This is a genomic window from Erythrobacter sp. JB1-15 (assembly GCF_057365035.1).
In genome coordinates, this window is record NZ_CP200295.1 from 3,029,751 (window position 1) to 3,051,208 (window position 21,458).

The window sequence follows — 21,458 nt, forward strand, 5'->3', positions numbered from 1 at the left end:
CTGTCACCGGGCAAAGTTGATGCGTTTAATCTCGCGCATCGCCCCGTCTGCGATCTCGCCTTCGACAATCTGATCACCCATCAGCGCAAAGATGCGTGTGCCGATAAAGATCGGGCGCGCATTGCCGTACCAATCGGTGCAGGACGCCTTGCAATCGCCTTCATCGGCCAGATCCTGCATCTTTTGCGCCTCGGCCAGTGTCGTCTCATCCGGCACAGTGCCAAGCTCACCAATGGGGGCCAGTTTGCCGTCCACGCGCGACAGGAACGTCATTGCGGTGGAGGAACCGAGAAATTCAAAGTCATACCCGTCCAGCTCCTTGTTCACAGGCAGCGCCATCACGCCATTACCGCTTTCCGGCGCATTGGCCTCGGGCCGCCAGAAGAACGCATGGCTGCGGTTTTCGCCTTCATCGGTGGCGGGCAGCAGACTGGTTGTCCCGCGCTTAGCGGGGCGCGCTGCCTCACCCAGTTCAATCGCGGTAAAGCCGAGCTGATTGTCCTTGTCCTGCCCGATCACCACCCCATCAGAGCCAAGCCGGTCAATCCGGCTGATCCCGTGCGGCAATTCGACCCGCTGCGCCCAGCCGGCATCGAGCGGGGTGACATAGACCTCGGGCGTTTCGCCTTCATCGCGGTAATACGCGCCTGCATAGAGCAAATGCCGCCCGACATAGCGGTTTTGAACGCGCCAGCCATCGGGGCTTGGCAGACTGCGAAACAGGCCCTGCGGCAGGCTCTCAGAACCATTGCCCATTGCTTCTAATGGCACGCGCACAAGGGCTGTATCGCCATCGGAAAATTCGCTGTCCCACATGGTTGCCCCGATGGAACTGGTGCCCGCAAAAGTGAACTCGCCCCGCGTGAGGACGAACAGGCTATCGGTGTCATCATCCTCATGGAAGGAAAACTGATCAATCGGTGCGCCCTGGACGCCCATCGCTGTCATGTCTGAACCATCATAAGGCACGCGGTAAAGCACATGGCCTTCTTTCTGATCGGTCCCGCGCCAGCGCCAACCCGCGCGCCCTTCTTCAGTCCAAAGATAAGCGGCATCCTGCGCGAAGTAATATTCGGCTGAATAGGTGCCCAGCACGGCGCGCGACGTGCAGGTCAGCTGCGGCTCCAGCACATCGCAGCGCGTGAAACCGTGCATCAGGTTAGCAGCCGGCGACACATTACCCAGCATGCTGGCTGAAAGCCCCATATTTTCAGGCACCAGATTGTCGCCCACTTTAACGCGGGTGCCACCCGGCAATCGCCGCTCCAAAAAGGGAAGCGTTTCGCGCCAGTTTTCGCGAAACGGGCTTGGGGAATAGCTCCACAATTCGCCGTCAATCATGCGGGTCGCGTAATTTCGCGATGAATAATAATCGAAACTCGTCAGATAGTGCGTGTCGATATAGGAAAGCGCGCCTGCATCCGACAATTTGAAACGCGAGATTTCGGTGCCGTCCTCGCCATAGGAATAACCGATGACGACGACCATGCCGTTCGACAGCAGCATTTCATCATACCACGTGTCACCGGGTGTGGGATCATCGGGCGGGAAGGCATCAATGCTGGAGACTTTCTCCAAAGCGCCCTCGCCGTGCCGCACAACATAAACGCGGCCCCGGCGCAGAATGACGAGGAATTCGCCGGTGGCTTTGACAATGCCGCCTTCGTCTATGCCCGCTTCCTGATTGTTGGTGATCGCGACTTCTTCAACGCGAGAACCCGTGACGACGATTGACTCAGCCTCTGCATCTGATTGAGGCCGGGACGCGATCAGCCGTTTTTCCTCACGCTTCTGTGCGGCGATATAGGCGTCTACTTCAGCCGCATTGGCAAAGGTCGGGATGCTTCCGGGATTGCGATCAGGATCAGGCAGACTGGCGCAGGCTGATAATCCGGCCAACAATCCGGCTGCGAACAAACCAATTCGTGCAGGTCTTAAAATCGTCATTTGCCCCTCCCCAGTTGCTATGGGAAGAAGTAACGCAAACTTACCTGAATGCAAAATGTATCAGACGCTTAGGCCTTAGCTCAGCGATTTGGCGAAAGCCTCGATTTCTTCCATCGTGATAAGGCTGGTGGTTTGCGCATCGCCTGCGATCTTGCGGATCATGGGGGAGAGCACTTTGCCGCCCAGTTCGACAAAGCTCTCGATACCATCTGCATGCATCTGCTCCACGCTTTCACGCCAGCGCACGCGGCCTGTGACCTGCTGGACGAGCAGTGCGCGCTCTTCATTCGGATCGATGACTTTGGCAGCGGTCACATTGGCGTAAAGCGGAACAGCGAAATCGGCGATAGGCGTTTGGGAAAGCGCTTCTCCCATACGGTCAGCGGCGGGCTGCATGAGCGAACAATGAAACGGTGCCGATACCGGCAAAAGCACGCCGCGTTTGATGCCGTGTTCTTTGACCAGCGCGGCGGCGCGTTCAATCGCGCCTTTATGCCCGGAGAGCACGACCTGCCCCGGATCATTGTCATTGGCGATCTCGCACACTTCACCTTGTGCAGCCGCATCGGCCAAGGCGCTCGCTTTCTCGATATCAGCGCCCAGCAATGCCGCCATCGCGCCCACACCCACAGGCACAGCCGCCTGCATCGCCTGCCCGCGCAGTTTGAGCAGGCGCGCGGTCGTCGCCAGATCAAACGCTCCGCTTGCGCACAAGGCGGTGTATTCGCCCAGCGAATGGCCCGCGACTGCTTGCGCTGTATCAGCAAGGCTGACGCCAAAATCGGTCTCAAGCACGCGCAAGGTTGCCATGGCATTGGCCATGATCGCCGGCTGTGCATTTTCGGTAAGAGTCAGTTGATCCTCTGGCCCGTCCGCCATGATCGCGGACAGTTTTTGCGACAAAGCATCATCAACCTCGGCGAAAACATCGCGGGCCGCCTGGCTGGCCGCGGCTAGGTCTGTGCCCATGCCGACTTTTTGGCTGCCTTGTCCGGGGAATACGAAAGCTTGCATGCGTTATTCTCTTTGGCTGTTCCGGGCCGCCCGCTCCCTCCACCCTTCCACCCGGAGTATTTTCGGATACAATCCGGGTGGAAGGGTGGAGGGAGCGGGCGGCTTGGGGTTCTGAACAAAAGTCCCCTTTCGCCTAAGGCCGGGCAGCTGGCCCTGCAAGTCCAAAAGGCACCACATGATTATCCGCCGTGTGCCCAATGCGCGCGCGGCCCAGATAGGGGATTCCTGCCCGGTCGCACCAGAACTGCGCTATCTCATCAAGGCTTTGCCCGAATTCGACGTCGTTTTCAGGCACGTCGGAAACTTCGCCCAATCGTAGGCCTGCAATGCGCCCTTTCAAACTGCCGGAAAGGTGAAAAAACAACCGATCAACCGCATAGATATGCTCGCTCACTTCCTCCACCATCACAACGTGACCGGACAGATCGGGCATCAAGGATGTGTTGGCGATCATCGCGAGAGTGTAGAGATTGAATGCGGCGGCAGGAGTTGCGCCGTCAAGGCTGGGCTCCAGCCCCGAATTGTCCCCGCCAAACCACCGGAGCACGCGCCGCACCGCTTCTCGCCCGGTTTCAGACCGGGCGCTGACCGGCATTGACCCATGCACGCTTTGCCCGATGCCAGCGCGGTACAGCGCGGCAAGCATATATCCGCAATCTGAAAAGCCCACATAGGTTTTGGCGCGCGCCGCTTCATTCATGCGCACCACTGCAGCTTCGGCGATGCGGTTGGAGCCATAGCCGCCGCGCGCAAACCACACCGCATCAAAAGCGGGATCATTCGCGCATTCCAGAAACGCGGTAAGCCTTCGCAGATCATTTCCGGCAAAATGCCCTTCGCGTTCAAAGCACTGTTCGTGAAAGGTCACGCGGTGCTGGGGAAATTCGGCAGCGACCAGTTCTTCCAACGCATCAGCGGAACCGCGCGAAATTCCTCTTGCCGGGGCACAAATTGCAATATTTGTCATGTCATCAGCCTATGTCGCTTGTCAGCGTTAACGCAAGCCCATAACCGTATGCGCCATGACAGCTAAGCCGGAACGTGACGATATAACTGGGCGCCCCTTGTTCTTTTGCGGGATCGGCGGGTCGGGCATGTTGCCGCTTGCCCAGATTGCGCGGGGCATGGATCACGATGTTGCAGGCTCTGATCGCAGCTACGATCAAGGGCGCACACCGGCGAAATTCGCGTGGCTGGCGGAAAATGGCTTTGCCCTGTCGCCGCAGGATGGCAGCGGACTTGCTGAAGGGCAGATCCTGATCGCCTCTGCCGCCGTGGAAGACACAGTGCCCGATGCCGCGCGCGCAAAACAGCTTGGCCTTACCCGCATGACGCGCGCTGAATTGCTGTCCGCTTTTTTCAACGATGCAGGCTATTCCATCGCGGTCGGCGGCACATCGGGCAAATCAACCGTGACAGGCATGATCGCGTGGATTTTGTGCGAAGCGGGCTTTGACCCAACGGTGATGAACGGGGCGGTGATGAAAAACTTCATCTCGGCCAGCAATCCCTTTGCCAGCGCGCGGATCGGCAGGCGCGAAGTGTTCGTGAGCGAAGTGGATGAAAGCGATGGCTCCATCGCGCTGTACCGCCCAACCATCGGCGTGCTGCTCAATGTCAGCCTCGATCACAAATCCATCGAGGAATTGCGCGTCTTGTTTGGCGATTATGTCGCGGCATCGGGCTGCGCGGCGATCAATTTCGACAATGAAGAAGCCCGCATGCTGGCCGCGCGCGCGCATCAATATATCAGCTTTGGGATCGAGAACACCGATGCTGACCTGGCGATAGAGCCCGGCTCGATTGAGGAAACCGGCTTTGGCATCAGCGCCGCCATTGTCGACACTCGCAAGAAAGAGGCTTTTGCGCTCGAACTGCCAATGCCGGGGCGGCACAATCTATCGAACGCGATGGCGGCGATTGCAGCAGTGAATGCCGCAGGCGTGGATGTGCAAAAGGCGGCCCATGCGCTTGCCTCTTTTGCGGGGCTGGCCCGCCGGTTTGATGTGGTGGGGACCAGCGCATCGGGCATTACGGTGATTGATGATTTCGGCCACAATCCGGAAAAATGCGCGGCCACATTGCGCACTTTGAAAGCGGCCGAGGGGCGCGTGATCGCGTTCTTCCAGCCGCATGGATATGGCCCCTTGAAGCAAATGGGCGATGAACTCGCAGCGGTGTTTGCCGATCTGCTTGATACCGATGATGTCACGATCATGTGCGATCCTGTTTATTTTGGCGGCACAGTCGACCGCAGCGAAGGGACCGAGCGGATCATCGCCTTAATCAACGACGCAGGCGGGTCTGCTGAGCACATCCCGGACCGCGCGGATTGCGGCGCGCGCATGGCCGCCATAGCAAAGCCGGGGGACCGCATCGTCATAATGGGCGCGCGCGATGATACGCTGAGCAGCTTTGCCAAATCCGTGTTTGAGCAATTGTCATGACCCTATACGCCGCCGCTGTGCGCCATGCGTGGTGGATGGCCGGATCGCTGGTGGTTGCGATCCTGTTCGTGTTGGTCGTGGACCGTTTCTTTGGTCATTCTACCTTTGCTTTTGCCGCCGCGATCATTGGTCTGGTGGCGGCAAACAGAAGAATGCTGGGATTTAACTGCTCCACTTGCGGCAAAAACCTGTTTTTTCGCGGCATGTTCGTAGTGCCGTGGCCCAATCGGGTGTGCGGGCGATGCGGGACGGTTCTTGACGAAGGGTAATCGCGCGCGCCCTCACCCGCCCTCAAAAACGCGCATGGTGAACCGGCTCATCCCGCATTAACTTTCGCGCCAAAGGAGAGAGCCATGGCGCCCCGCCCCCATTCCCACCCTCGCGATTTCTCGCTGGATACGCTGCTGCGCGTCAATGCCGCCCAATATGCGCCGCGAGAGGCGTGCGTGGATGGCACCCAGCGGCTGACTTATGCGCAGCTTGATGCGCGGGTAGAACGGCTTTCGCTTTGGCTGCTGGCGCGCGGGATTTCCTGCGGGGACAGGGTCGCGTTATTGTTAACCGATGGCGCGCCTTACCTCACCGCTTTGCTGGCCTGCGGGCGGATCGGCGCGATTGCGGTGCTGCTCAATTGGCGGCTTGCGCCTGGTGAACTTGGCTGGATCATCGGCAATGCGCAGCCTTCGCTGACATTTGTGAACCCGCGTTTTGCCGATCTGCTGGCTGAAAGCGCGCCGGGCGAGACCATCGTGGTGGATGAAGCGCACGGCAAAGACGGCCTGTTTGAAAGCATCGTAAACACGCCTCAGCTTACGCAAACTCTGCCCGATCTGCCGCCCGAACGCCCGCTTTATATGATGTATACCAGCGGCACGACGGGCAAGCCCAAAGGGTGCCTTCAGGCGGGCAGCGCGGTTGCATCATCGGCCATGGGCTTTGCAGTGCGGCGCGCCTTTACCAAGGAGGAGCGGCTGCTTTCGATCAATCCGCTGTTTCACGTTGTGGGCATGCAGCAGATAGCCGCCATGCTCGCTTGCGGGGGATGCAGCGTCTTTGCCGGGCGCGATATGGGCTCTGCAGAGGTGCTTGATCTGATCCACCGCGAACACTGCACCACCACCAGCGCTTTTCCTCAGATCAGCTTTCCGTGGTTTGAAATGGACGCTGTGCGCGGCGGGGTGATGCCGCTTACCAAATATACCGGCGGGTCTGGCATGGGTAAGCCGCAGATCTATGAGGGGTTTGAAAAGCAGTGGGATTGCCGCGTTGTCGGCGGATATGGCCAGACAGAAGTGTGCGGCTTTGCCACCTTTATCGACTATCCCGATATGCTCGAACATCCCCGCTCTATCGGCTGGCCGATGCCGCATGTGGAAATGGCTATTCTCGATCCCGAAGGCAACCAATTGCCCCCCGGCGAGGAAGGCGAGATTTGCCTTCGCGGTCCTTCTGTCATGCTGGGTTATTGGCGCAATGAAGCCGCGAGCGAGGCGGCGCTGGGCCATGGCTGGCTGCGCACCGGCGATCTGGGCCGGATGGATGAACGCGGGCTTGGCTATCTGCTGGGGCGAGCAAAGGAGCTGATAAAGACGGGCGGCGAAAACGTCTATCCGGCGGAAGTCGACGCGGTGTTTGCCGACATGCCCGAAGTTCTCGACGCGGGCTGTGCAGGCGTGCCTGACAAGAAATGGGGCGAAGCAGTTAAGGCGTTTGTTGTGCTGAAACCGGGCGCGCATTTGACCCGGGAGGAAATTACTGCGCGGTTCAAAGGCAAAATCGCCGGATACAAACGCCCGCGTTACATCGAATTTGTCGATCAGCTGCCGCGCGATCCGCTGGGCAAATTGCTGCGCCGCGACCTGTCAGCGCGCCCTGTAAGCGAAGATCAAGCCGCCTGAGCGGCGCACGCTCTTGTCGCGAAGCCCTGCGCCGGGTTAGGGGCGGCATTATGCCAACGCCTGAATTGCCCATCCAAGTCGCCGCGCTGTACCGCTTTGCCCCGTTTGCTGATCCTGCAGCCTTGCAGGCCCCATTGCAGGCGGTGTGCAAAAAAGCGGGCACGGCAGGCACCGTTTTGCTCGCTGGCGAAGGGATCAATGGCACAATTGCAGGCGCACCCGAAGCGGTCACCCAAGTGCTCGATCATATTCGCACCCTGCCCGATTGCGATGAATTGGATGTGAAATTCTCCTATGCCAAAACCATGCCTTTCAACCGTATGAAAGTCCGGCTGAAACGCGAAATTGTGACCATGGGAGAACCCGGCATTGATCCGCGCGCCAGCGCCGGGCGCTATGTCGATCCGCACGATTGGAACGCGCTCATATCCGATCCCGACACCATCGTGATCGACACCCGCAATGATTATGAAGTTGATCTGGGCACATTTGACGGCGCGATAAACCCGCAAACGGCGGCTTTCGGCGAATTTCCGGGCTGGTTCCGCACCCACCGCGAAGATTTGCTTGCCGGCAAAAAGAAAGTCGCGATGTTTTGCACAGGCGGAATACGCTGCGAAAAATCCACCAGTTTTCTGCGATCAGAAGGGGTGGAGGATGTCTATCATCTGCATGGCGGCATTCTCAAATATCTCGAAAATGTGCCTGCTGATGAAAGCCTGTGGCGGGGCGATTGCTTTGTGTTTGATGAACGGGTGACGGTGAAACACGGGCTTGAAGTGGGCGAATATTCGCTATGCCGCGCCTGCCGCTATCCGATTAGCGATGAGGACAAGGCATCGCCCGATTATGCCGAAGGCATTTCGTGCCCGCTGTGCATTGAAACCAAAACCGATGCGCAGCGCGAGCGATATGCAGAACGCCAGCGGCAGATGGAATTGGCCCGCCGCCGCGAAACGGCAAAGAGGACGGCGGACGAATGAACGCGGCTCCCATCCTCTACAGCTTTCGCCGCTGCCCCTATGCGATGCGCGCGCGAATGGCGTTATGGGCCGCTGGCATCACAGTGGAACTGCGCGAGGTAAAGCTGGCCAATAAGCCCCCCGAACTGCGCGAGGCATCCGCCAAAGCGACAGTGCCCGTTCTGGTCTTGCCGGATGACACGGTGATTGATGAAAGCCTTGGCGTGATGCGTTGGGCGCTGGCCAAGAACGATCCAGATGGCTGGCTGGGCGAGGATGATGCGGCTGTCATTGGGGAAAACGATGACGCGTTCAAGCGCCACCTTGATCGGTACAAATACCCCGTTCGCTATCCAGAAGAGAACGGCGGCGATGAAACCGCGTTTCGGCTGCACCACCGTGCAAAAGGGCTGGCGATCCTTGAGCGGTTGGATGCGCAATTGGCGGGGCATAAAAACTTGTTTGGCCCTCGCCCCACTTTTGCTGACATCGCCCTGTTTCCATTCATTCGCCAATTCGCCAACACGGATCGCAGCTGGTTCGACGCGCTTGACCTGCCGCATTTGCAAAGCTGGCTAGAGGGGCATCTGGCATCGGAGCTGTTCAAGGCGGTCATGCCCAAATTTGACCCCTGGAAAGCGGGCGATGAACCGATTTTCTTCGGGCCATAGCCAACTTGTCGGTCAGCGCTATGCCTCCAGCGCCAATCGCCCTTTCTCCTCGCGATCAAACGCGCGCTGATAAGCGGGGCGCTGGGTCAGGCGCGCGCGGTACGCTTTAAGGCTTTCGGGCACCCGGTCATCCAGCCCGACATTCTGCGCCAGGATCAGCGCATAGCCCACGCAGATATCCGCCACGGTGAAACGGTCCGCGCACAGATATTCGCGCGCCTCCAGCCGCTGCTCGGCTTTCACCAGCCGCTTTTCAAACCACTTGGCATAAGCCTCGCCTGCCTCTGCCCAGCCCTTGTCTTTTTCGAAGATCGCAAAGCGCATATAGACGGTTTGCGGGAAGGTGATCGTCGCATCGGCGTGATAGGTGAAATCGAGATAAGCGGCATAGTCCGCTTCTCCCGGCGCGATCACCAGGTCGCTGGGGCCGCTTCGCGTGGCAAGGTAGTGGGCAATTGCGCAGCTTTCGCTCATCTGCGCATCTCCATCCACCAACAGCGGCACTGTGCCCAGCGGATTGGTTTCAAGATATTCGGGCGCAAGAAAACGCGGCGGAAATGGCAGGACGTTAAGGTCCAGATCAACGCCTGCTTCTTCTGCGGCCCATGTTGCACGAAGACCGCGCGACCGGGCGCAGGTGTATAAGATTGGTTTTGTCATACGCGCCGCCTTAATGCGCCTCTGCGTGTCCCACACCCATTACTTTATGCAGGACAAACGCAATCACGGCCCCCAAAGCAAGGCCGAGGACGGCAGAGATAAAGGCATAGGTGAACCAGCCAGCAATGCCCGATAATGCGCCAGTGACGCCTTTCACCCAGTATTCTGCGCCGTGGGCGATGTCATAGAACAGGTCAAAGCCAACCTCGTGCGTGCCGTGAACGATAATGCCGCCGCCCACCCACAACATCGCGACCGTGCCGATCAGCGATAGCGAAGTGAGCAATACGGGGACGAACGCGACCAGCCCTTCGCCAAATGTCTTGGCCGCAGCATTGTCGCGGCCGGCCAAAGACAGGCCGATATCATCCAGCTTTACGATAATGGCGACCGCGCCGTAGACGATCACCGTCACCGCAACGCCCACCAACGCAAGCGCAAGGCCGCGTTCCCACCAGGTTGGCAAGTCCAGTTCATTCAGGACAATCGCCATGATTTCGGCTGACAGAATGAGGTCAGTGCGCACCGCGCCTGCTATGCGCTGTTTCTCAAACGCCACCGGGTCTTCGATCACATCCTCGACCGTTTTGCCGTGCTTTGCCCCGCCCAGCTTCTCCATCACTTTTTCCGCGCCCTCATAGCACAAGAAAGCGCCGCCCAGCATCAATATCCAAATGATCGCCCAAGGAAGAAATTCAGACAATAGGGTCGCACCGGGCAGCAAAATCACCAGCTTGTTAAACAGGCTTCCTTTGGTGATCGCCCATATGATCGGCAATTCGCGCGCCGGCGATAATCCGGTGACGTAACTGGGCGTGACCGCGGCATCATCAATGATAACGCCCGCCGTTTTGGAGCCTGCGCGGCTGGCGGCGACTGCGATATCATCGGCTGAGGCGGCAGCCGTGCGCGCAATCACTGCGACATCATCCAACAAAGCGACCAATCCTGATGGCATATTCACTAATCCCCTTTGCGCCTGTGAGACCCGCGATAAAGCGGTGCGTTCCAAAAGGAAAGAAACCTTGCATTGCAGCGGCAACACGTTATGTGCGCGCTTCTGCTTTTAACCGGGCGGAACCAAGAAAGCCGGAGGGGCCCCGTCATCCGGACGGACAAGCCAGCGATCGGCATGCAATATAAGGAACGCGAAGTATGGCTCATTATGAGCATATCTTCCTCGCGCGTCAGGATTTGAGCCAGGCTCAAGTTGATGCGCTGGCGGCCACGGCGACCGAAATCGTCGAAGCGAATGATGGCAAAGTCACCAAAACGGAGACATGGGGCCTCAAATCGCTTGCTTACAAAATTGAACGCAACCGCAAAGCGCACTTTGTGATGCTGAACATTGATGGCCCCGGCAGCGTTGTTGCTGAATTGGAACGCCAGACCCGCATCAACGAAGACGTGATCCGCTATATGACCATCCGTGTCGAAGAGCACGAAGATGGCCCATCTGTGATGATGCGCAAGAATGAACGCGACCGCAAACGCCGGTCTGACCGTGAGGAGCGCGACTGATGGCCCGCCCGTTTTTCCGCCGCCGCAAATCCTGCCCGTTTTCGGGTAACGATGCCCCCAAGATCGATTACAAAGACGTGCGCCTGCTTCAGGGTTTCATGTCTGAACGTGGTAAGATTGTGCCTTCGCGCATCACCGCCGTTTCTGCCAAGAAACAGCGCGAACTTGCCAAAGCCATCAAGCGCGCTCGCCATATCGGCCTGCTGCCCTACATCGTGAAATAAGGGAGAAGACACAATGGACATTATTCTCCTCGAACGCGTTGAGAAACTCGGCACCATTGGCGATGTTGTCAGTGTTAAAGATGGCTATGCCCGCAACTTTCTGTTGCCTCAGAAAAAAGCCCTGCGCGCCAATGACGCAAACAAGGCTGTTTTTGAAGCAAACCGCGAACGGCTTGAAAAAGACAACGCTGAAAAGCGCGGTGAAGCTGAAAAGACCGGCGAAAAGGTTGCCGGCGCAGAAGTCGTGCTTATCCGTGCCGCATCAAACACTGGCCAGCTTTACGGTTCGGTCAATGTTCGCGACATGGTTGCAGGGCTTGAAGCTCAAGGCCACGCAGTCAACAAAAAGCAGGTCATTATGGGCGCGCCGATCAAAACGATCGGCATGCACGATGTGACTGTGGCGCTTCACCCCGAAGTGCATGTGACGGTGAAAGCCAATGTCGCACGCTCTGACGATGAAGCTGAGCTGCAAAGCCAGGGCGTTGACGTGCTTGCGCAGATGTTCGCAGACGAACAGCGCGAAATCGAAGAAGCCGCTGATGCCAACCGCATCGATCCCAACCTTGAGCCGGGCGAAATCCCTGCAGAATTGCTGGAAGAAGGTGTTTCAACACCCGAAGACACCAGCGAAGCAGAAGCTCTGGTTGAGGCAACCGATCACAAAACCGAAGAGAGCGACGACGCGTAAATTCGCGCCAAGCTTTCTTTGCTGAACACGAAAGGCCGGTATCCCGATGACATTTCAATCGGATGCCGGCCTTTTTGCGCACACACTTGATGTGGCGAACGACCGCGTTCTGGTGGTCACCATGCGCGAGGCGGATTATCGCAGCGCCAGTTTCCTAGACAATCGCCTGCTGCAACCTACAGGCGGCCAACCTGCCCTGCCGATGCAATGGGCATCGTGGGACCAATTGGAAAGCGCCTCTGCCGGCATCCGCGATGATGCGCAGTTCATTTTTCACATCGGCCATGTCGGTTCAACGCTGATTGCCCGCTTGCTGGGTGAGGCGGCAGATACGCTGGCCCTGCGCGAACCGCAGATATTGCGCCAGTTTGCAGAGCTGTCCGCTCTGGAAGGGTTGCCGCATTCGCCGTGGGAGCCGGGAAAGCTAGACCAACGCCTGCAACTGGCGCTGCGCTGGTTATCGCGCACATTCGGCGCCGATCAGCGCGCTTTGGTAAAAGCCACAAGCTTTGTCAGCGATATCGCGCCGCGCATACTCGCAGGCGGTGAAGCAGGGCCGCGCAAAGCGGTGTTTCTGACGCTGTCACCTGAACGGTATATCCAGACGATCCTTGCAGGAGAGGCCTCGCGCCAGGAATTGGCGGCTTTGTCTGCCGCCCGCCTCCAGCGGCTGAATACGCGGCTGAGCGCGGCGGGCGGTCCACCAATCAACTTATGGGAATTGGACGAAGCGAAGCGGGCTGCAATGGCCTGGGCATGCGAAATGACGGCTCTTGACGCAGCGAATTCGGACCGCGCCTTGTGGGTGAATTTCGACAGTTTCCTCAAAGAGCCCGCCCCCGCCCTTGTCCAGATGGCGCAGTTTTTGGGTATAGGCATGGATGCAGATACAGCGCAGACGCTCACCACAGGGCCGATCATGCAGCAATATTCCAAAGCGCCAGAGCACGGGTATTCCGCCCAATTGCGCGAAGATGTGCTGGCCGATGCAGCGCGCACGCACGGCGCGCAGATCACAGCGGCACTTGATTGGCTCCAAAGTCAGGCAAACACGCATCCCATCATTGCAGCCGCGCACGAGCGGGCCTAAACACTCCCCATGTTCAGATTGATCGAAAACGTGCTGTCTGATGCGCAGCTGACCCAATTGCGCCAGATCGCAGCGCAGGCGAAATTCGTGGATGGCAAAATCAGCAATCCGCACAATAAAACCAAAAACAACCTGCATATGCATGATGAGCAATTGCAACAAAATGCAGTCAATATCATGGCGCAGGCGCTGTTTGGCTGCGAGGATTTCGTCAATTTTGCCGTCCCGGCGCAATTCGCGCCGCCGCTTATCACGCGGTACACCAAGGGTATGAAATACGGGCTGCATCCCGATTCCACCGTGATGCAAATCGGCAATGTCTCGATCCGTTCGGATGTGTCGTGCACTCTGTTTCTAAACGATCCGGGCGATTATGATGGCGGCGCGCTGCGCATCCAGCTTGGCAGCGAAAGCGTCCGGGTAAAGGGACCAGCGGGCTCTGCCGTGGTGTATCCATCATCCACGCTGCACGAAGTAGAAGAGGTGACCAAAGGCGAACGTCTGGTCGGCCTGACTTTCATCCAGAGCCAGATCCCCGATGCGCATCACCGCGAATTGCTGTATGAACTGGGCGAAGTGGCAGCGCTCGAAGGCAATGGGATGAGCCATGAAAATTACACCCGGCTGCAAGCGGTGCAATACAACCTGAAACGAATGTGGCTGCGCGGTTAGCATTCTTGCGAGAAATTCGCGCAATCAGAATGCAGGCTTTGTAACATTCGCATTTCGCAGCTAAGGCCTGCGCGATGATTTCAATACCCGATATTCTCGCTGAGCTCCAAAAACACTATGACGATGCCGTCGATGCCCTGCGCAAAGATGTGATCGCCTATGGCCGCGATGGCATTGTACCGCCGCCTGAACGGCGCAAGGATGGCAGCTATGCCTATCCGCAGATCACTCTCACTTATGCCGGGCTTGAGGCGGCTGACAGCGACCCTGACGCGGCAGACCGCAGCCGCGCATTTGGACGGCTGGAGATTGTCGGCACATATACCACCACAATCACCCGGCCCGATCTGTTCGCATCCTATCTGACTGAGCAATTGGAGCTGATTTCGGCAGCGTTTGACGTGGAAGTCACCGTTGAAAGGTCCCGGCAGGAAATCCCCTTCCCCTATGTGCTCGATGGTAAAGCGGGCGCGGCGATGGTGGGAATTGCCCCGCAGGAAATCGCCGCCTTCTTTCCCTCAACCGATTTGGCGCTGATCGGCGATGAACTGGCCGATGGGATCGAATTTGACGAGGCGCAGGATATGCCCCTGTCGCTGTTCGATGGGCTGCGCACCGATTACTCGCTCGCTCGGCTGGCGCATTACACTGGCACCAATGTCGAGGATTTTCAGGACTTCATCCTGTTTACGAACTATCACCGCTATGTCGATGAATTTGTGAACTGGGGTGCCAAGCAGATCGGCACTGATGGTTATACCGGGCTAACCGGTGCGGGCGGTCTGGACATCACTATGCCGGTGGACGATGCGCAGCACCAATTGAGCGATACAGCATGGCGGCGGCACCAGATGCCCGCTTATCACCTAATGCGTGAGGATGGTCAGGGCATCACTCTTGTCAATATCGGGGTTGGCCCTTCCAATGCCAAAACGATTTGCGATCACCTTGCCGTGCTGCGCCCGCACGCATGGATGATGATCGGCCATTGCGGCGGGGTGCGTTCCAGCCAGAAAATCGGCGATTTCGTGCTTGCCCATGCTTATCTGCGCGATGACCATGTGCTCGACAATGTGTTGCCGCCCGAAATTCCAATTCCCCCCATTGCCGAGGTTCAAGTTGCCCTTGCCAGCGCTGCTGAGGATGTTTCGGGCACGCAGGGCGCTGATCTGAAACAGCGGATGCGTACCGGCACGGTCGTCACCACCGATGATCGCAATTGGGAACTGCTTTATGCCAGCAGCGCGAAACGCTTCTCGCAAAGCCGCGCCATCGCGATCGAAATGGAAAGCGCCACGATAGCCGCGCAAGGATACCGTTTCCGCGTGCCTTATGGCACGTTGCTGTGCGTGTCGGACAAGCCGCTGCATGGCGAGATCAAGCTGCCGGGACAGGCCAACAAGTTTTATGAAGAGGCGATTGCCGCCCACTTGCAAATCGGTCTGGAGGCGTGTGCCCGGCTGCGCGCCGAAGGAGACCGGTTGCACAGCCGCAAATTGCGCGCCTTTAATGAACCGCCATTCCGATAGGGCCAAGATGGACAATCGCCCAACGCAGCGCGGGTCCCTATCTGCAAGGCTACGCAGTGCCCCTCAGGCAGAGACGAAGGCTACCCTAACCAAAAAGCGGGCACATGCCGGACATGATCTGGCCGCCCCCACATTTGACTCAGCCGAAATCGGCCACCACGGCGCCGTCTCAGCTGTCCAGATGGATCGGCACGGCGGGGCAAGGCGGGCTTACCCTGATTGCATTTGTCGCTATTGCCTATGCACCGCGCAGTGGTCAGCCTGTGCTTGTGGTGCCAATTGATCAAACGGGCAAAGCCGCGCTAATCGGCGCATTCTCGCAGCCAGAAACACGCATCCTTGCACGCGCAAAATGGGCCGATGGCTTTATCGTATCCGGATGGGATCGCCAGTTTGCTCAAGAACTGCTGAACAATCACATCATCATTCTGAACGCCAACGCGCCCGGTTGCGGGCAGGTGCAACGCGCATCATGATGTTTTCAGACATTTCCGAATTGCGCTGCCGCACCATTCGCTTGATCGCCGCGGGATGCTGGTTCGTTCCGCCCATACTATTGGGAATGGCGCTGCTGGGTCTGCATGTTGATTTGTGGCTAGTGGCGTTCAGCGCAGCGCTGAACATTGTGCCGACATTGCATTCCGTTGCGGGCCGATCAGATTTTGCTGCCAGAATGGCTGCTGGTTTTGTTGTGGTTGCCCAGCCCGCATTGATCGTTTCGGGGATGCAAGATTTGGGGTGGCAGGTGGACCTGCACCTCTATTTCCTGGTCGGCATGGCGGCGCTCACGGCCTTGTGCGATGTCAGGCCGTTGATCCTCGCTTCCATTCTCGTGCTTTTGCATCACCTTATTCTTGGGTTTAGCATGCCAGAATTGGTGTTTGCGGGCGGTTCAAGCTTGGGACGAATTATGATCCATGCTTTGGCTGTCGTCCTGATCTGCTCGATCCTTTGCTTTATGGGAATAAACCTTGGGCGGATTTTACGCCGTGCAGAAAAGGCACTTCACCTCAGCGAAAAACAGGCAAAAAAGGTCGAGGAGCAAGCATCACAATTGCAAGCAGCGATGGACGCAACCCAGCGCGAACGCATGGCCCGCAAGCAGGACGAGGTAAAAGTGATGCGGCTGCGCAAGCAAGAGTATGCGCAAATCGCCAGCAGCTTTGAAACCTCTATCCGCACTGTCACGGCATCTGTTTTGAACACAGCCGAAGCGCTTGAAGGAATGACGAAATCGCTCGATCATCTGGCGCAGGAAACCGGTGAGCAAGCCAGCCAAGTTGCGCACACCGCTTCATCAGCGCGGCAGACATCTCACCGGGTCGCAGAAGGGATCAGCGCTTTGTCGCAGTCGATTGCCAAAGTTGCTGGCGGCGTGAGCGAACAAAAGGAGTTGGCCCGGCGGGCGACTGAAAGATCGCTGCGCGGAGGCCAGGCAATGGGTTCTCTCACTCAGCATTCTGACACGATTGGCGAGGCAACGCGGGCGATAGTCCGCATTGCAGAACGCACCAATCTGCTCTCGCTCAATGCGGCCATCGAAGCGGCCAGCGCTGGCGTTGCTGGTAGAGGCTTCACAATTGTAGCGCAGGAAGTGAAAGCTCTGGCGGGCCAGGCTGGCGAAGCCGCAACAGAAATCGACGAATTTCTTGAAGGCATACGTCAAGGCAGCGTTGATGCAGAACACTCCTTTGCCGATATCGATCAGGCCGTGAGCGAGCTGAACGATGCGGCCCAAATCATCCGTCAGGACGTTGAAGCGCAGCGGCGATCTGCCAGCACAATTGAAGACACCGCGCGCGGTGCGGCTGACGAGGTAGGCGAAATGGCGGAACAAAGTCAGTCGCTTGCAACCACTGCGAGCACCGCCCGCGCGCTTTCCGCAGAGCTTGATAAAGCGGCGGCACGGTTGCTGGAAAACGTGGGGTCGCTTCAGAACACCGCGCAGGAGTTCGCGCAGCACCTCAAGGCGGCATAGAAAAGAGCTGCACGATCGCCTGACCGTGCCAAAATGATCAGCGCGGTGTATCGAGCGCGGTCAATTGCTCACGCAAAAGGGCCAGATCCTGACCAAAGACCAGCAATTGCGCCTGCGCATTGGCAAAACTGATCCCGCCCGCTGCATTGAGATACGCCTGAAGGACCACGCCATTATTGGGCACTCTGTACGCCTTGGCTGACGGGTTGATATCATTAAAGCGATGGATGAATGCATCAAGCTCGCCGCTATTGTCCGCCGCAATGCCAGTGAAATTCGCGATGACCAGCAGGCTCAAACACCCCCTTTCCTCGCTGCAGGCAGCCGGAAGCGCGGTGAAATTGACCCCGCCCTCTGCGCTCGCACGGTAAATGACTTGCCCTTGCTGCGTGGCTTCTGTTTTCCAGGTTGCCTGAACGCTTAGAAGAAGGCGCGCAATCGTGGCATCATCAAACCGGGAGACGACCGGTTGGTTTTGCTGCGCGGCGGCAGGTGCGCTGGCCAAAAACAGCACGCTGATAGCGGTCCATAAAGCAAGGTGTCTCATTGCGCCTTCACCGGAATAAGGCCGTTTTGTGAAGCCATATCAACATAAAGCGCATCGCTTTGTGCTATGTCCACTTCGCATTGCATACTCATATTAAGCACCGTGTTTCCTGCAAGTTTTTCAAGGCCGCCCTCATCAATGCGGCGATTGGCCATAGCCGAGTGATGCGCATCAGCCTGCCTGTTCCTGCGGCAAAATGGCCAGCCCATCGCCGCCTTCGCCCGCAGTTAATCGGCGCAGCACTGTGCCGCTTTCATAATCAACTTCTGCAACCGTGTTGCTGGCGGTTTCTGCGACATAGACTTTCGATCCATCATCCGACCACAATATCGTCACCTGAAACCGGTCCTGCGCTTCTTTTGCGGATGACACCGCGATGGTTCGGGCAACTTTGGCGCTTGCCAGATCGATCACGCTTAATCCCCCATCGCGAAGGTCTGAGGTAACCGCGACATCGCCCTGCGGCCTGATCGCAAGGCGCAAGGGAAACCGCCCCGTCTCCACCGTTTCGCGCACCGTCATGGCCACAGGGTCCAGTTCAAAGGCCTGATCCGAACCGCGCGCTGATACCCACAAGCTTTTGCCATCAGGCGTTAAGGCAATGCCTTCGGGCTCTTCTCCCACTGTCACCGACAAAGGCTCTTCGCTGCCTCTCAGATCAATGCGCGTTACCGTTTTGGAGGACAAATCCGTCGTCCACGCCCAGCGGGTATCGGGCGCCACGGCAATCATGTGGCTGCCTTCTTTGGCGGTGGCGTGTTCCATCAACTGAGCATCGCCCAGCGGATTGCCGATCCAGAATATCGAATTGCGCCCCTCTGCGGTGGCGAAGATATCGCCGTCTTCGTGCCAGATGATCCCATGCGGACGGGCGTTTTCGCCTAGGTCTATGCTTTTGACTTTCTCAAGGCTCGCCGCGCTGAAAACATCCACCGTGGTGCCGCCATAACAGCCCAGCGCAACATGCTTGCCATCGGGCGAGACTGCCAATTCGTGCGGATTGGTGCAGCTTGGCAAAGTCAGCAGGGTTTCGCCGGTGTCCAGATCAATCTTGGTCAAGGTGTTGCCGCGTTTATTGGCGACCAGCAAAGCGCCAGCCGCGCTAGAAGCCTGTTCCTCATCCCCCTCAAACGCAAACGCGCTGAAATCATCGACGACTGAGGAATATCGCTCGACCGCCGATAGAAAAATCGCAGGATCAATGCCTTTGCCCAAAGTCAGAATGGCCCATTGAATATAGGGATCACCCTCCTCGTCCAAATAGACCGAAACATATCGGTGACGCAGATTGGCCTCGCGCACTTGCGCATCGCCCATGGGTGTTTCGCGATCAAAGCCGGTGGACAAAACCAATGTGTCGCAAAACCCGGCCACCGCCTCATCGCAATCGTTAAACAGGACTGCCGAGTTCCAGTCTCCCAAAGTGAAAGAGATACTGACTTCGCCCGTCTCTTCGCTGGTGAAAAGTTCGTGCTGATATCCGCCAGCATCCAATGCCTTTTGAACAGAGGCCACGCTGCGTGCGCTCACCATAGGCAGTTCGGCGATTTTGGCGTCTATCGCCGGCTCGCTTACCGGCGCGCTTAAAGTTTCTTTGCCCGTATCTTGCGCGGCAAGCGGCGCGCTGAAAACCAATCCAGCAGCAGCGGCCAATCCCATGCCCATTTTTACAAAATCGCTAATCAATTGCGCGCTCCCCTTTTGCAAGACACAGGTTTCGCCGGGATTGTTGCGCTTGTCCAGTGCGTTATTGCGGCCCAAGAAACGCCGCAATCGCATCGCCCAATTCGGGAAATGTTACGCTGTTCAGGTGATTTCCAGGCACCTGCGCGAATGTCGCATCAGGCAAAGCGGCGGCAAGTTTTTCGCCTGCGCCATTATCGCCATCATCCACGCCGCATATGACCTGAGCGGGCATGGTGATGTTGGCAAGCATGGCAAGATCGAACGGCTCCAGCGCGCTCAGCAACAGGCGCGCAGCCGCCCGGTCTATCCCTTGGCTTTTGAGGAAAGTGCGCGCGACATAGGCCGGATCGCCCGGCTTTATCGTGTCAAATTCATCAATCACGCGGATGAAATGCGCCGCGCGCCGTTCCCATTCGGCAAGCCCTTCTATCCCCATCCCGCAGACGGCAAGCTTGCGCGGGACAAGCACGCGCTTGGCGCAGGCATGGATCGCCGTGCGCGCGCCCAGCGAAAATCCCACGAGATCATATTCGCCTTCAGCCAGCCCCAGATGATCGACAAACGCCGCCGCATCGCGCACCAGCACATCGCCGGGATAGGCCGCCGGATCATGGGGCGAAGGGCTGCCCCCGTGCACTCGCCAATCGAGCATAAAGGCTTCAAAACCAGCCGCAGCAAGCCGCTCATGATGGCCCCATTTGATCCAGTTCATTTGGGCAGAAGAGAACAGGCCGTGCAGCAGGATAACGGGCCGTCCCTCGCCTGCCGTGTGATAGGCAAGCTGCGTGCCGCCGAATGAAGCGAAGTGTGCGGTTTGCGGGTCGCTCATGCAAGAATTTCCATCCATTCTTCATTGGTTTGCGGCTGGGTATCCCATTGCGGCAAACCGTCTTTCAACTGCAACCAGTTCTGCTTGCTGCGAACCCAGATGTGAGCGGAAAGCTCAAGTTCGCCTGCATTGTCCAATGAGCCGCCTTTCACAGTAATGAGCCCCGGACGATTTGCTCCCGAATGGTAAAGCCGCGTGCCGCATTGGGGGCAATAAAAGCAATCGGTGGTGGACCCGCTATCGGTTGGCCGGCTCCAGCAATTCACCTCTCCAGTAAGATCAAATGCTGCTTCAAACACGGGCACCGATATCCCAAAGGCGCTGGCTGATTGCTTTTGGCATTCACGGCAATGGCAGGCATAGGCTTTGAGACGATCTGCGGCGATCTGATACCGCACCGCGCCGCATTGGCATCCGCCCCTGTGCGGCGATGCGCTCACCTTTTGGCCAAGCCCTTCTGCTCCATCCGCCAAAGCGCCATTTCCACCCGGTCCTGACCAAAGAACGGTTCGCCATCCAGCACAAGGGTCGGCACGCCCCAATGTCCGGCCGCCTCCAGCGCTTGCTGGTTCGTCTCAATCTCTGCGTCAAGCGCGGCCGCATCGCTGCTGACTTCAGCCTCCATTTCGGCAAGATCAAGCCCGGCGCGCGCAGCGGCCTGCGCGAGATGATCGCTTTTGTCCCAATCATCGACTTCGCCGGAAAAGATCACGCGGCTGACCTCATCGGCAAATGCCAATCCCTCACCCCGCCTGCTGGCGGCCTGGCCAAGGCGGCAGACACGGCGGATAAGAGGTTGATCTGGCGCAATTTCGCGCGTCGCTAAATCCTGCACCACAGGATCAGGACGCGGCCAGCGAAACGGGATGCCAAGATGCTGGGCTGCGCGGTAGCTATCCATCAAAATATAGCGCGGCGCGGCAGGGTTGCCGGTAAACAGTATATCGGGATCGCGCACAGCAATCGGCCAAACGACGCGCAAGGCAATATCGAGATCATAGTCCTGCGTCATCGCCCGGTACCTGCCAACCGCAAGGTAGGAATAAGGCGAGCGAAAGCTGAAAAACAGATCGGCGACAAGTGTCATAATCT

General features: G+C 58.0%; 24 protein-coding genes. 13 read left to right on the forward strand and 11 right to left on the reverse strand.

Annotated features, from left to right (window positions below):
• Nucleotides 1-3 precede the first annotated feature (3 nt).
• The 3 genes from AC0V6L_RS14600 to AC0V6L_RS14610 all read right to left on the reverse strand — a co-directional run bounded on the left by AC0V6L_RS14600 (nucleotide 4) and on the right by AC0V6L_RS14610 (nucleotide 3,928).
• The gene (locus AC0V6L_RS14600) at nucleotides 4-1,947 is read right to left on the reverse strand and encodes a beta-propeller domain-containing protein (RefSeq protein WP_486154895.1); all 1,944 of its coding nucleotides are present in this window, start codon (nucleotides 1,945-1,947) and stop codon (nucleotides 4-6) included.
• A 75-nt stretch (nucleotides 1,948-2,022) separates the two neighbouring features.
• Nucleotides 2,023-2,961 carry an ACP S-malonyltransferase gene (gene fabD, locus AC0V6L_RS14605; RefSeq protein ID WP_486154896.1) on the reverse strand — a complete coding sequence of 313 codons (939 nt, stop codon included), beginning with the start codon at nucleotides 2,959-2,961 and terminating at the stop codon, nucleotides 2,023-2,025.
• Nucleotides 2,962-3,094: 133 nt separating this feature from the next.
• The gene (locus tag AC0V6L_RS14610) at nucleotides 3,095-3,928 is read right to left on the reverse strand and encodes an LD-carboxypeptidase (RefSeq protein WP_486154897.1); all 834 of its coding nucleotides are present in this window, start codon (nucleotides 3,926-3,928) and stop codon (nucleotides 3,095-3,097) included.
• A gap of 55 nt (nucleotides 3,929-3,983) precedes the next feature.
• Here AC0V6L_RS14610 and AC0V6L_RS14615 point away from each other — a divergent pair, with 55 nt between their 5' ends.
• From AC0V6L_RS14615 to AC0V6L_RS14635, 5 genes are all read left to right on the forward strand, one after another.
• Nucleotides 3,984-5,408, forward strand: coding sequence for a Mur ligase family protein (locus tag AC0V6L_RS14615; RefSeq protein ID WP_486154898.1), 1,425 nt, complete (start codon nucleotides 3,984-3,986; stop codon nucleotides 5,406-5,408).
• On the forward strand, nucleotides 5,405-5,677 hold the full coding sequence (locus AC0V6L_RS14620; RefSeq protein ID WP_486154899.1) for a hypothetical protein: 273 nt from the start codon (nucleotides 5,405-5,407) through the stop codon (nucleotides 5,675-5,677). The genes AC0V6L_RS14615 and AC0V6L_RS14620 overlap by 4 nt, the downstream gene beginning before the upstream one ends.
• An 84-nt stretch (nucleotides 5,678-5,761) precedes the next feature.
• Nucleotides 5,762-7,306, forward strand: coding sequence for a class I adenylate-forming enzyme family protein (locus tag AC0V6L_RS14625; RefSeq protein WP_486154900.1), 1,545 nt, complete (start codon nucleotides 5,762-5,764; stop codon nucleotides 7,304-7,306).
• A 50-nt stretch (nucleotides 7,307-7,356) separates the two neighbouring features.
• On the forward strand, nucleotides 7,357-8,289 hold the full coding sequence (gene trhO / locus AC0V6L_RS14630) for an oxygen-dependent tRNA uridine(34) hydroxylase TrhO (protein ID WP_486154901.1): 933 nt from the start codon (nucleotides 7,357-7,359) through the stop codon (nucleotides 8,287-8,289).
• The gene (locus AC0V6L_RS14635) at nucleotides 8,286-8,939 is read left to right on the forward strand and encodes a glutathione S-transferase (RefSeq protein WP_486154902.1); all 654 of its coding nucleotides are present in this window, start codon (nucleotides 8,286-8,288) and stop codon (nucleotides 8,937-8,939) included. Before trhO ends, AC0V6L_RS14635 begins: the two co-directional genes overlap by 4 nt.
• Before the next feature lie 18 nt (nucleotides 8,940-8,957).
• On the opposite strand, the gene AC0V6L_RS14640 is transcribed toward AC0V6L_RS14635, so the two are convergent.
• Nucleotides 8,958-9,599 carry a glutathione S-transferase family protein gene (locus tag AC0V6L_RS14640; RefSeq protein WP_486154903.1) on the reverse strand — a complete coding sequence of 214 codons (642 nt, stop codon included), beginning with the start codon at nucleotides 9,597-9,599 and terminating at the stop codon, nucleotides 8,958-8,960.
• Nucleotides 9,600-9,609: 10 nt separating this feature from the next.
• On the reverse strand, nucleotides 9,610-10,557 hold the full coding sequence (locus AC0V6L_RS14645) for a DUF808 domain-containing protein (RefSeq protein WP_486154904.1): 948 nt from the start codon (nucleotides 10,555-10,557) through the stop codon (nucleotides 9,610-9,612).
• A 197-nt stretch (nucleotides 10,558-10,754) separates the two neighbouring features.
• Between AC0V6L_RS14645 and rpsF the strand changes: the two genes are divergently transcribed.
• The 8 genes from rpsF to AC0V6L_RS14685 all read left to right on the forward strand — a co-directional run bounded on the left by rpsF (nucleotide 10,755) and on the right by AC0V6L_RS14685 (nucleotide 17,304).
• Nucleotides 10,755-11,120: a 30S ribosomal protein S6 gene (gene rpsF, locus AC0V6L_RS14650; protein WP_486146559.1), complete on the forward strand. Its 366-nt coding sequence runs from the start codon at nucleotides 10,755-10,757 to the stop codon at nucleotides 11,118-11,120.
• A complete protein-coding gene (gene rpsR / locus AC0V6L_RS14655) occupies nucleotides 11,120-11,344 on the forward strand; it encodes a 30S ribosomal protein S18 (RefSeq protein ID WP_034904833.1) in 225 nt (74 codons plus the stop codon). Before rpsF ends, rpsR begins: the two co-directional genes overlap by 1 nt.
• 13 nt (nucleotides 11,345-11,357) lie before the next feature.
• A complete protein-coding gene (gene rplI, locus AC0V6L_RS14660) occupies nucleotides 11,358-12,035 on the forward strand; it encodes a 50S ribosomal protein L9 (RefSeq protein ID WP_486154905.1) in 678 nt (225 codons plus the stop codon).
• Nucleotides 12,036-12,081: 46 nt separating this feature from the next.
• Nucleotides 12,082-13,125: a hypothetical protein gene (locus AC0V6L_RS14665; protein ID WP_486154906.1), complete on the forward strand. Its 1,044-nt coding sequence runs from the start codon at nucleotides 12,082-12,084 to the stop codon at nucleotides 13,123-13,125.
• A 9-nt stretch (nucleotides 13,126-13,134) separates the two neighbouring features.
• The gene (locus AC0V6L_RS14670; RefSeq protein WP_486154907.1) at nucleotides 13,135-13,797 is read left to right on the forward strand and encodes a Fe2+-dependent dioxygenase; all 663 of its coding nucleotides are present in this window, start codon (nucleotides 13,135-13,137) and stop codon (nucleotides 13,795-13,797) included.
• 74 nt (nucleotides 13,798-13,871) lie between these two features.
• Nucleotides 13,872-15,326 carry an AMP nucleosidase gene (locus AC0V6L_RS14675; RefSeq protein ID WP_486154908.1) on the forward strand — a complete coding sequence of 485 codons (1,455 nt, stop codon included), beginning with the start codon at nucleotides 13,872-13,874 and terminating at the stop codon, nucleotides 15,324-15,326.
• Nucleotides 15,327-15,430: 104 nt separating this feature from the next.
• Nucleotides 15,431-15,802, forward strand: a complete 372-nt coding sequence (locus AC0V6L_RS14680; RefSeq protein ID WP_486154909.1) for a hypothetical protein — start codon at nucleotides 15,431-15,433, stop codon at nucleotides 15,800-15,802.
• Nucleotides 15,799-17,304, forward strand: coding sequence for a methyl-accepting chemotaxis protein (locus AC0V6L_RS14685; protein WP_486154910.1), 1,506 nt, complete (start codon nucleotides 15,799-15,801; stop codon nucleotides 17,302-17,304). Before AC0V6L_RS14680 ends, AC0V6L_RS14685 begins: the two co-directional genes overlap by 4 nt.
• Before the next feature lie 37 nt (nucleotides 17,305-17,341).
• Here the strand turns inward: AC0V6L_RS14685 and AC0V6L_RS14690 are convergent, their stop codons facing one another.
• From AC0V6L_RS14690 to AC0V6L_RS14715, 6 genes are read right to left on the reverse strand one after another with little or no spacing between them, the layout of a single operon-like run.
• The gene (locus AC0V6L_RS14690) at nucleotides 17,342-17,851 is read right to left on the reverse strand and encodes a type III secretion system chaperone family protein (RefSeq protein ID WP_486154911.1); all 510 of its coding nucleotides are present in this window, start codon (nucleotides 17,849-17,851) and stop codon (nucleotides 17,342-17,344) included.
• On the reverse strand, nucleotides 17,848-18,006 hold the full coding sequence (locus AC0V6L_RS14695; protein ID WP_486154912.1) for a hypothetical protein: 159 nt from the start codon (nucleotides 18,004-18,006) through the stop codon (nucleotides 17,848-17,850). Before AC0V6L_RS14695 ends, AC0V6L_RS14690 begins: the two co-directional genes overlap by 4 nt.
• A 16-nt stretch (nucleotides 18,007-18,022) precedes the next feature.
• Entirely contained in the window at nucleotides 18,023-19,624 is a 1,602-nt protein-coding gene (locus tag AC0V6L_RS14700) for a YbjN domain-containing protein (protein WP_486154913.1), read from the reverse strand.
• Nucleotides 19,599-20,366, reverse strand: coding sequence for an alpha/beta fold hydrolase (locus AC0V6L_RS14705; RefSeq protein ID WP_486154914.1), 768 nt, complete (start codon nucleotides 20,364-20,366; stop codon nucleotides 19,599-19,601). Before AC0V6L_RS14705 ends, AC0V6L_RS14700 begins: the two co-directional genes overlap by 26 nt.
• A complete protein-coding gene (locus AC0V6L_RS14710) occupies nucleotides 20,363-20,806 on the reverse strand; it encodes a GFA family protein (protein ID WP_486154915.1) in 444 nt (147 codons plus the stop codon). Before AC0V6L_RS14710 ends, AC0V6L_RS14705 begins: the two co-directional genes overlap by 4 nt.
• Nucleotides 20,803-21,453, reverse strand: coding sequence for a DsbA family protein (locus AC0V6L_RS14715; RefSeq protein WP_486154916.1), 651 nt, complete (start codon nucleotides 21,451-21,453; stop codon nucleotides 20,803-20,805). Before AC0V6L_RS14715 ends, AC0V6L_RS14710 begins: the two co-directional genes overlap by 4 nt.
• Nucleotides 21,454-21,458 lie beyond the last annotated feature (5 nt).

Coding starts and splice junctions, on each gene's coding strand:
- AC0V6L_RS14610 (WP_486154897.1), bottom strand. CDS start 3,928: ATGACAAATATTGCAATTTGTGCCCCGGCAAGAGGAATTTCGCGCGGT.
- AC0V6L_RS14640 (WP_486154903.1), bottom strand. CDS start 9,599: ATGACAAAACCAATCTTATACACCTGCGCCCGGTCGCGCGGTCTTCGT.
- AC0V6L_RS14685 (WP_486154910.1), top strand. CDS start 15,799: ATGATGTTTTCAGACATTTCCGAATTGCGCTGCCGCACCATTCGCTTG.
- AC0V6L_RS14675 (WP_486154908.1), top strand. CDS start 13,872: ATGATTTCAATACCCGATATTCTCGCTGAGCTCCAAAAACACTATGAC.
- AC0V6L_RS14715 (WP_486154916.1), bottom strand. CDS start 21,453: ATGACACTTGTCGCCGATCTGTTTTTCAGCTTTCGCTCGCCTTATTCC.
- AC0V6L_RS14705 (WP_486154914.1), bottom strand. CDS start 20,366: ATGAGCGACCCGCAAACCGCACACTTCGCTTCATTCGGCGGCACGCAG.
- trhO (WP_486154901.1), top strand. CDS start 7,357: ATGCCAACGCCTGAATTGCCCATCCAAGTCGCCGCGCTGTACCGCTTT.
- AC0V6L_RS14645 (WP_486154904.1), bottom strand. CDS start 10,557: ATGCCATCAGGATTGGTCGCTTTGTTGGATGATGTCGCAGTGATTGCG.
- AC0V6L_RS14665 (WP_486154906.1), top strand. CDS start 12,082: ATGACATTTCAATCGGATGCCGGCCTTTTTGCGCACACACTTGATGTG.
- rpsR (WP_034904833.1), top strand. CDS start 11,120: ATGGCCCGCCCGTTTTTCCGCCGCCGCAAATCCTGCCCGTTTTCGGGT.
- AC0V6L_RS14695 (WP_486154912.1), bottom strand. CDS start 18,006: ATGGCCAATCGCCGCATTGATGAGGGCGGCCTTGAAAAACTTGCAGGA.
- AC0V6L_RS14625 (WP_486154900.1), top strand. CDS start 5,762: ATGGCGCCCCGCCCCCATTCCCACCCTCGCGATTTCTCGCTGGATACG.
- AC0V6L_RS14600 (WP_486154895.1), bottom strand. CDS start 1,947: ATGACGATTTTAAGACCTGCACGAATTGGTTTGTTCGCAGCCGGATTG.
- rplI (WP_486154905.1), top strand. CDS start 11,358: ATGGACATTATTCTCCTCGAACGCGTTGAGAAACTCGGCACCATTGGC.
- AC0V6L_RS14690 (WP_486154911.1), bottom strand. CDS start 17,851: ATGAGACACCTTGCTTTATGGACCGCTATCAGCGTGCTGTTTTTGGCC.
- fabD (WP_486154896.1), bottom strand. CDS start 2,961: ATGCAAGCTTTCGTATTCCCCGGACAAGGCAGCCAAAAAGTCGGCATG.
- AC0V6L_RS14670 (WP_486154907.1), top strand. CDS start 13,135: ATGTTCAGATTGATCGAAAACGTGCTGTCTGATGCGCAGCTGACCCAA.
- AC0V6L_RS14620 (WP_486154899.1), top strand. CDS start 5,405: ATGACCCTATACGCCGCCGCTGTGCGCCATGCGTGGTGGATGGCCGGA.
- AC0V6L_RS14680 (WP_486154909.1), top strand. CDS start 15,431: ATGCCGGACATGATCTGGCCGCCCCCACATTTGACTCAGCCGAAATCG.
- AC0V6L_RS14615 (WP_486154898.1), top strand. CDS start 3,984: ATGACAGCTAAGCCGGAACGTGACGATATAACTGGGCGCCCCTTGTTC.
- AC0V6L_RS14635 (WP_486154902.1), top strand. CDS start 8,286: ATGAACGCGGCTCCCATCCTCTACAGCTTTCGCCGCTGCCCCTATGCG.
- rpsF (WP_486146559.1), top strand. CDS start 10,755: ATGGCTCATTATGAGCATATCTTCCTCGCGCGTCAGGATTTGAGCCAG.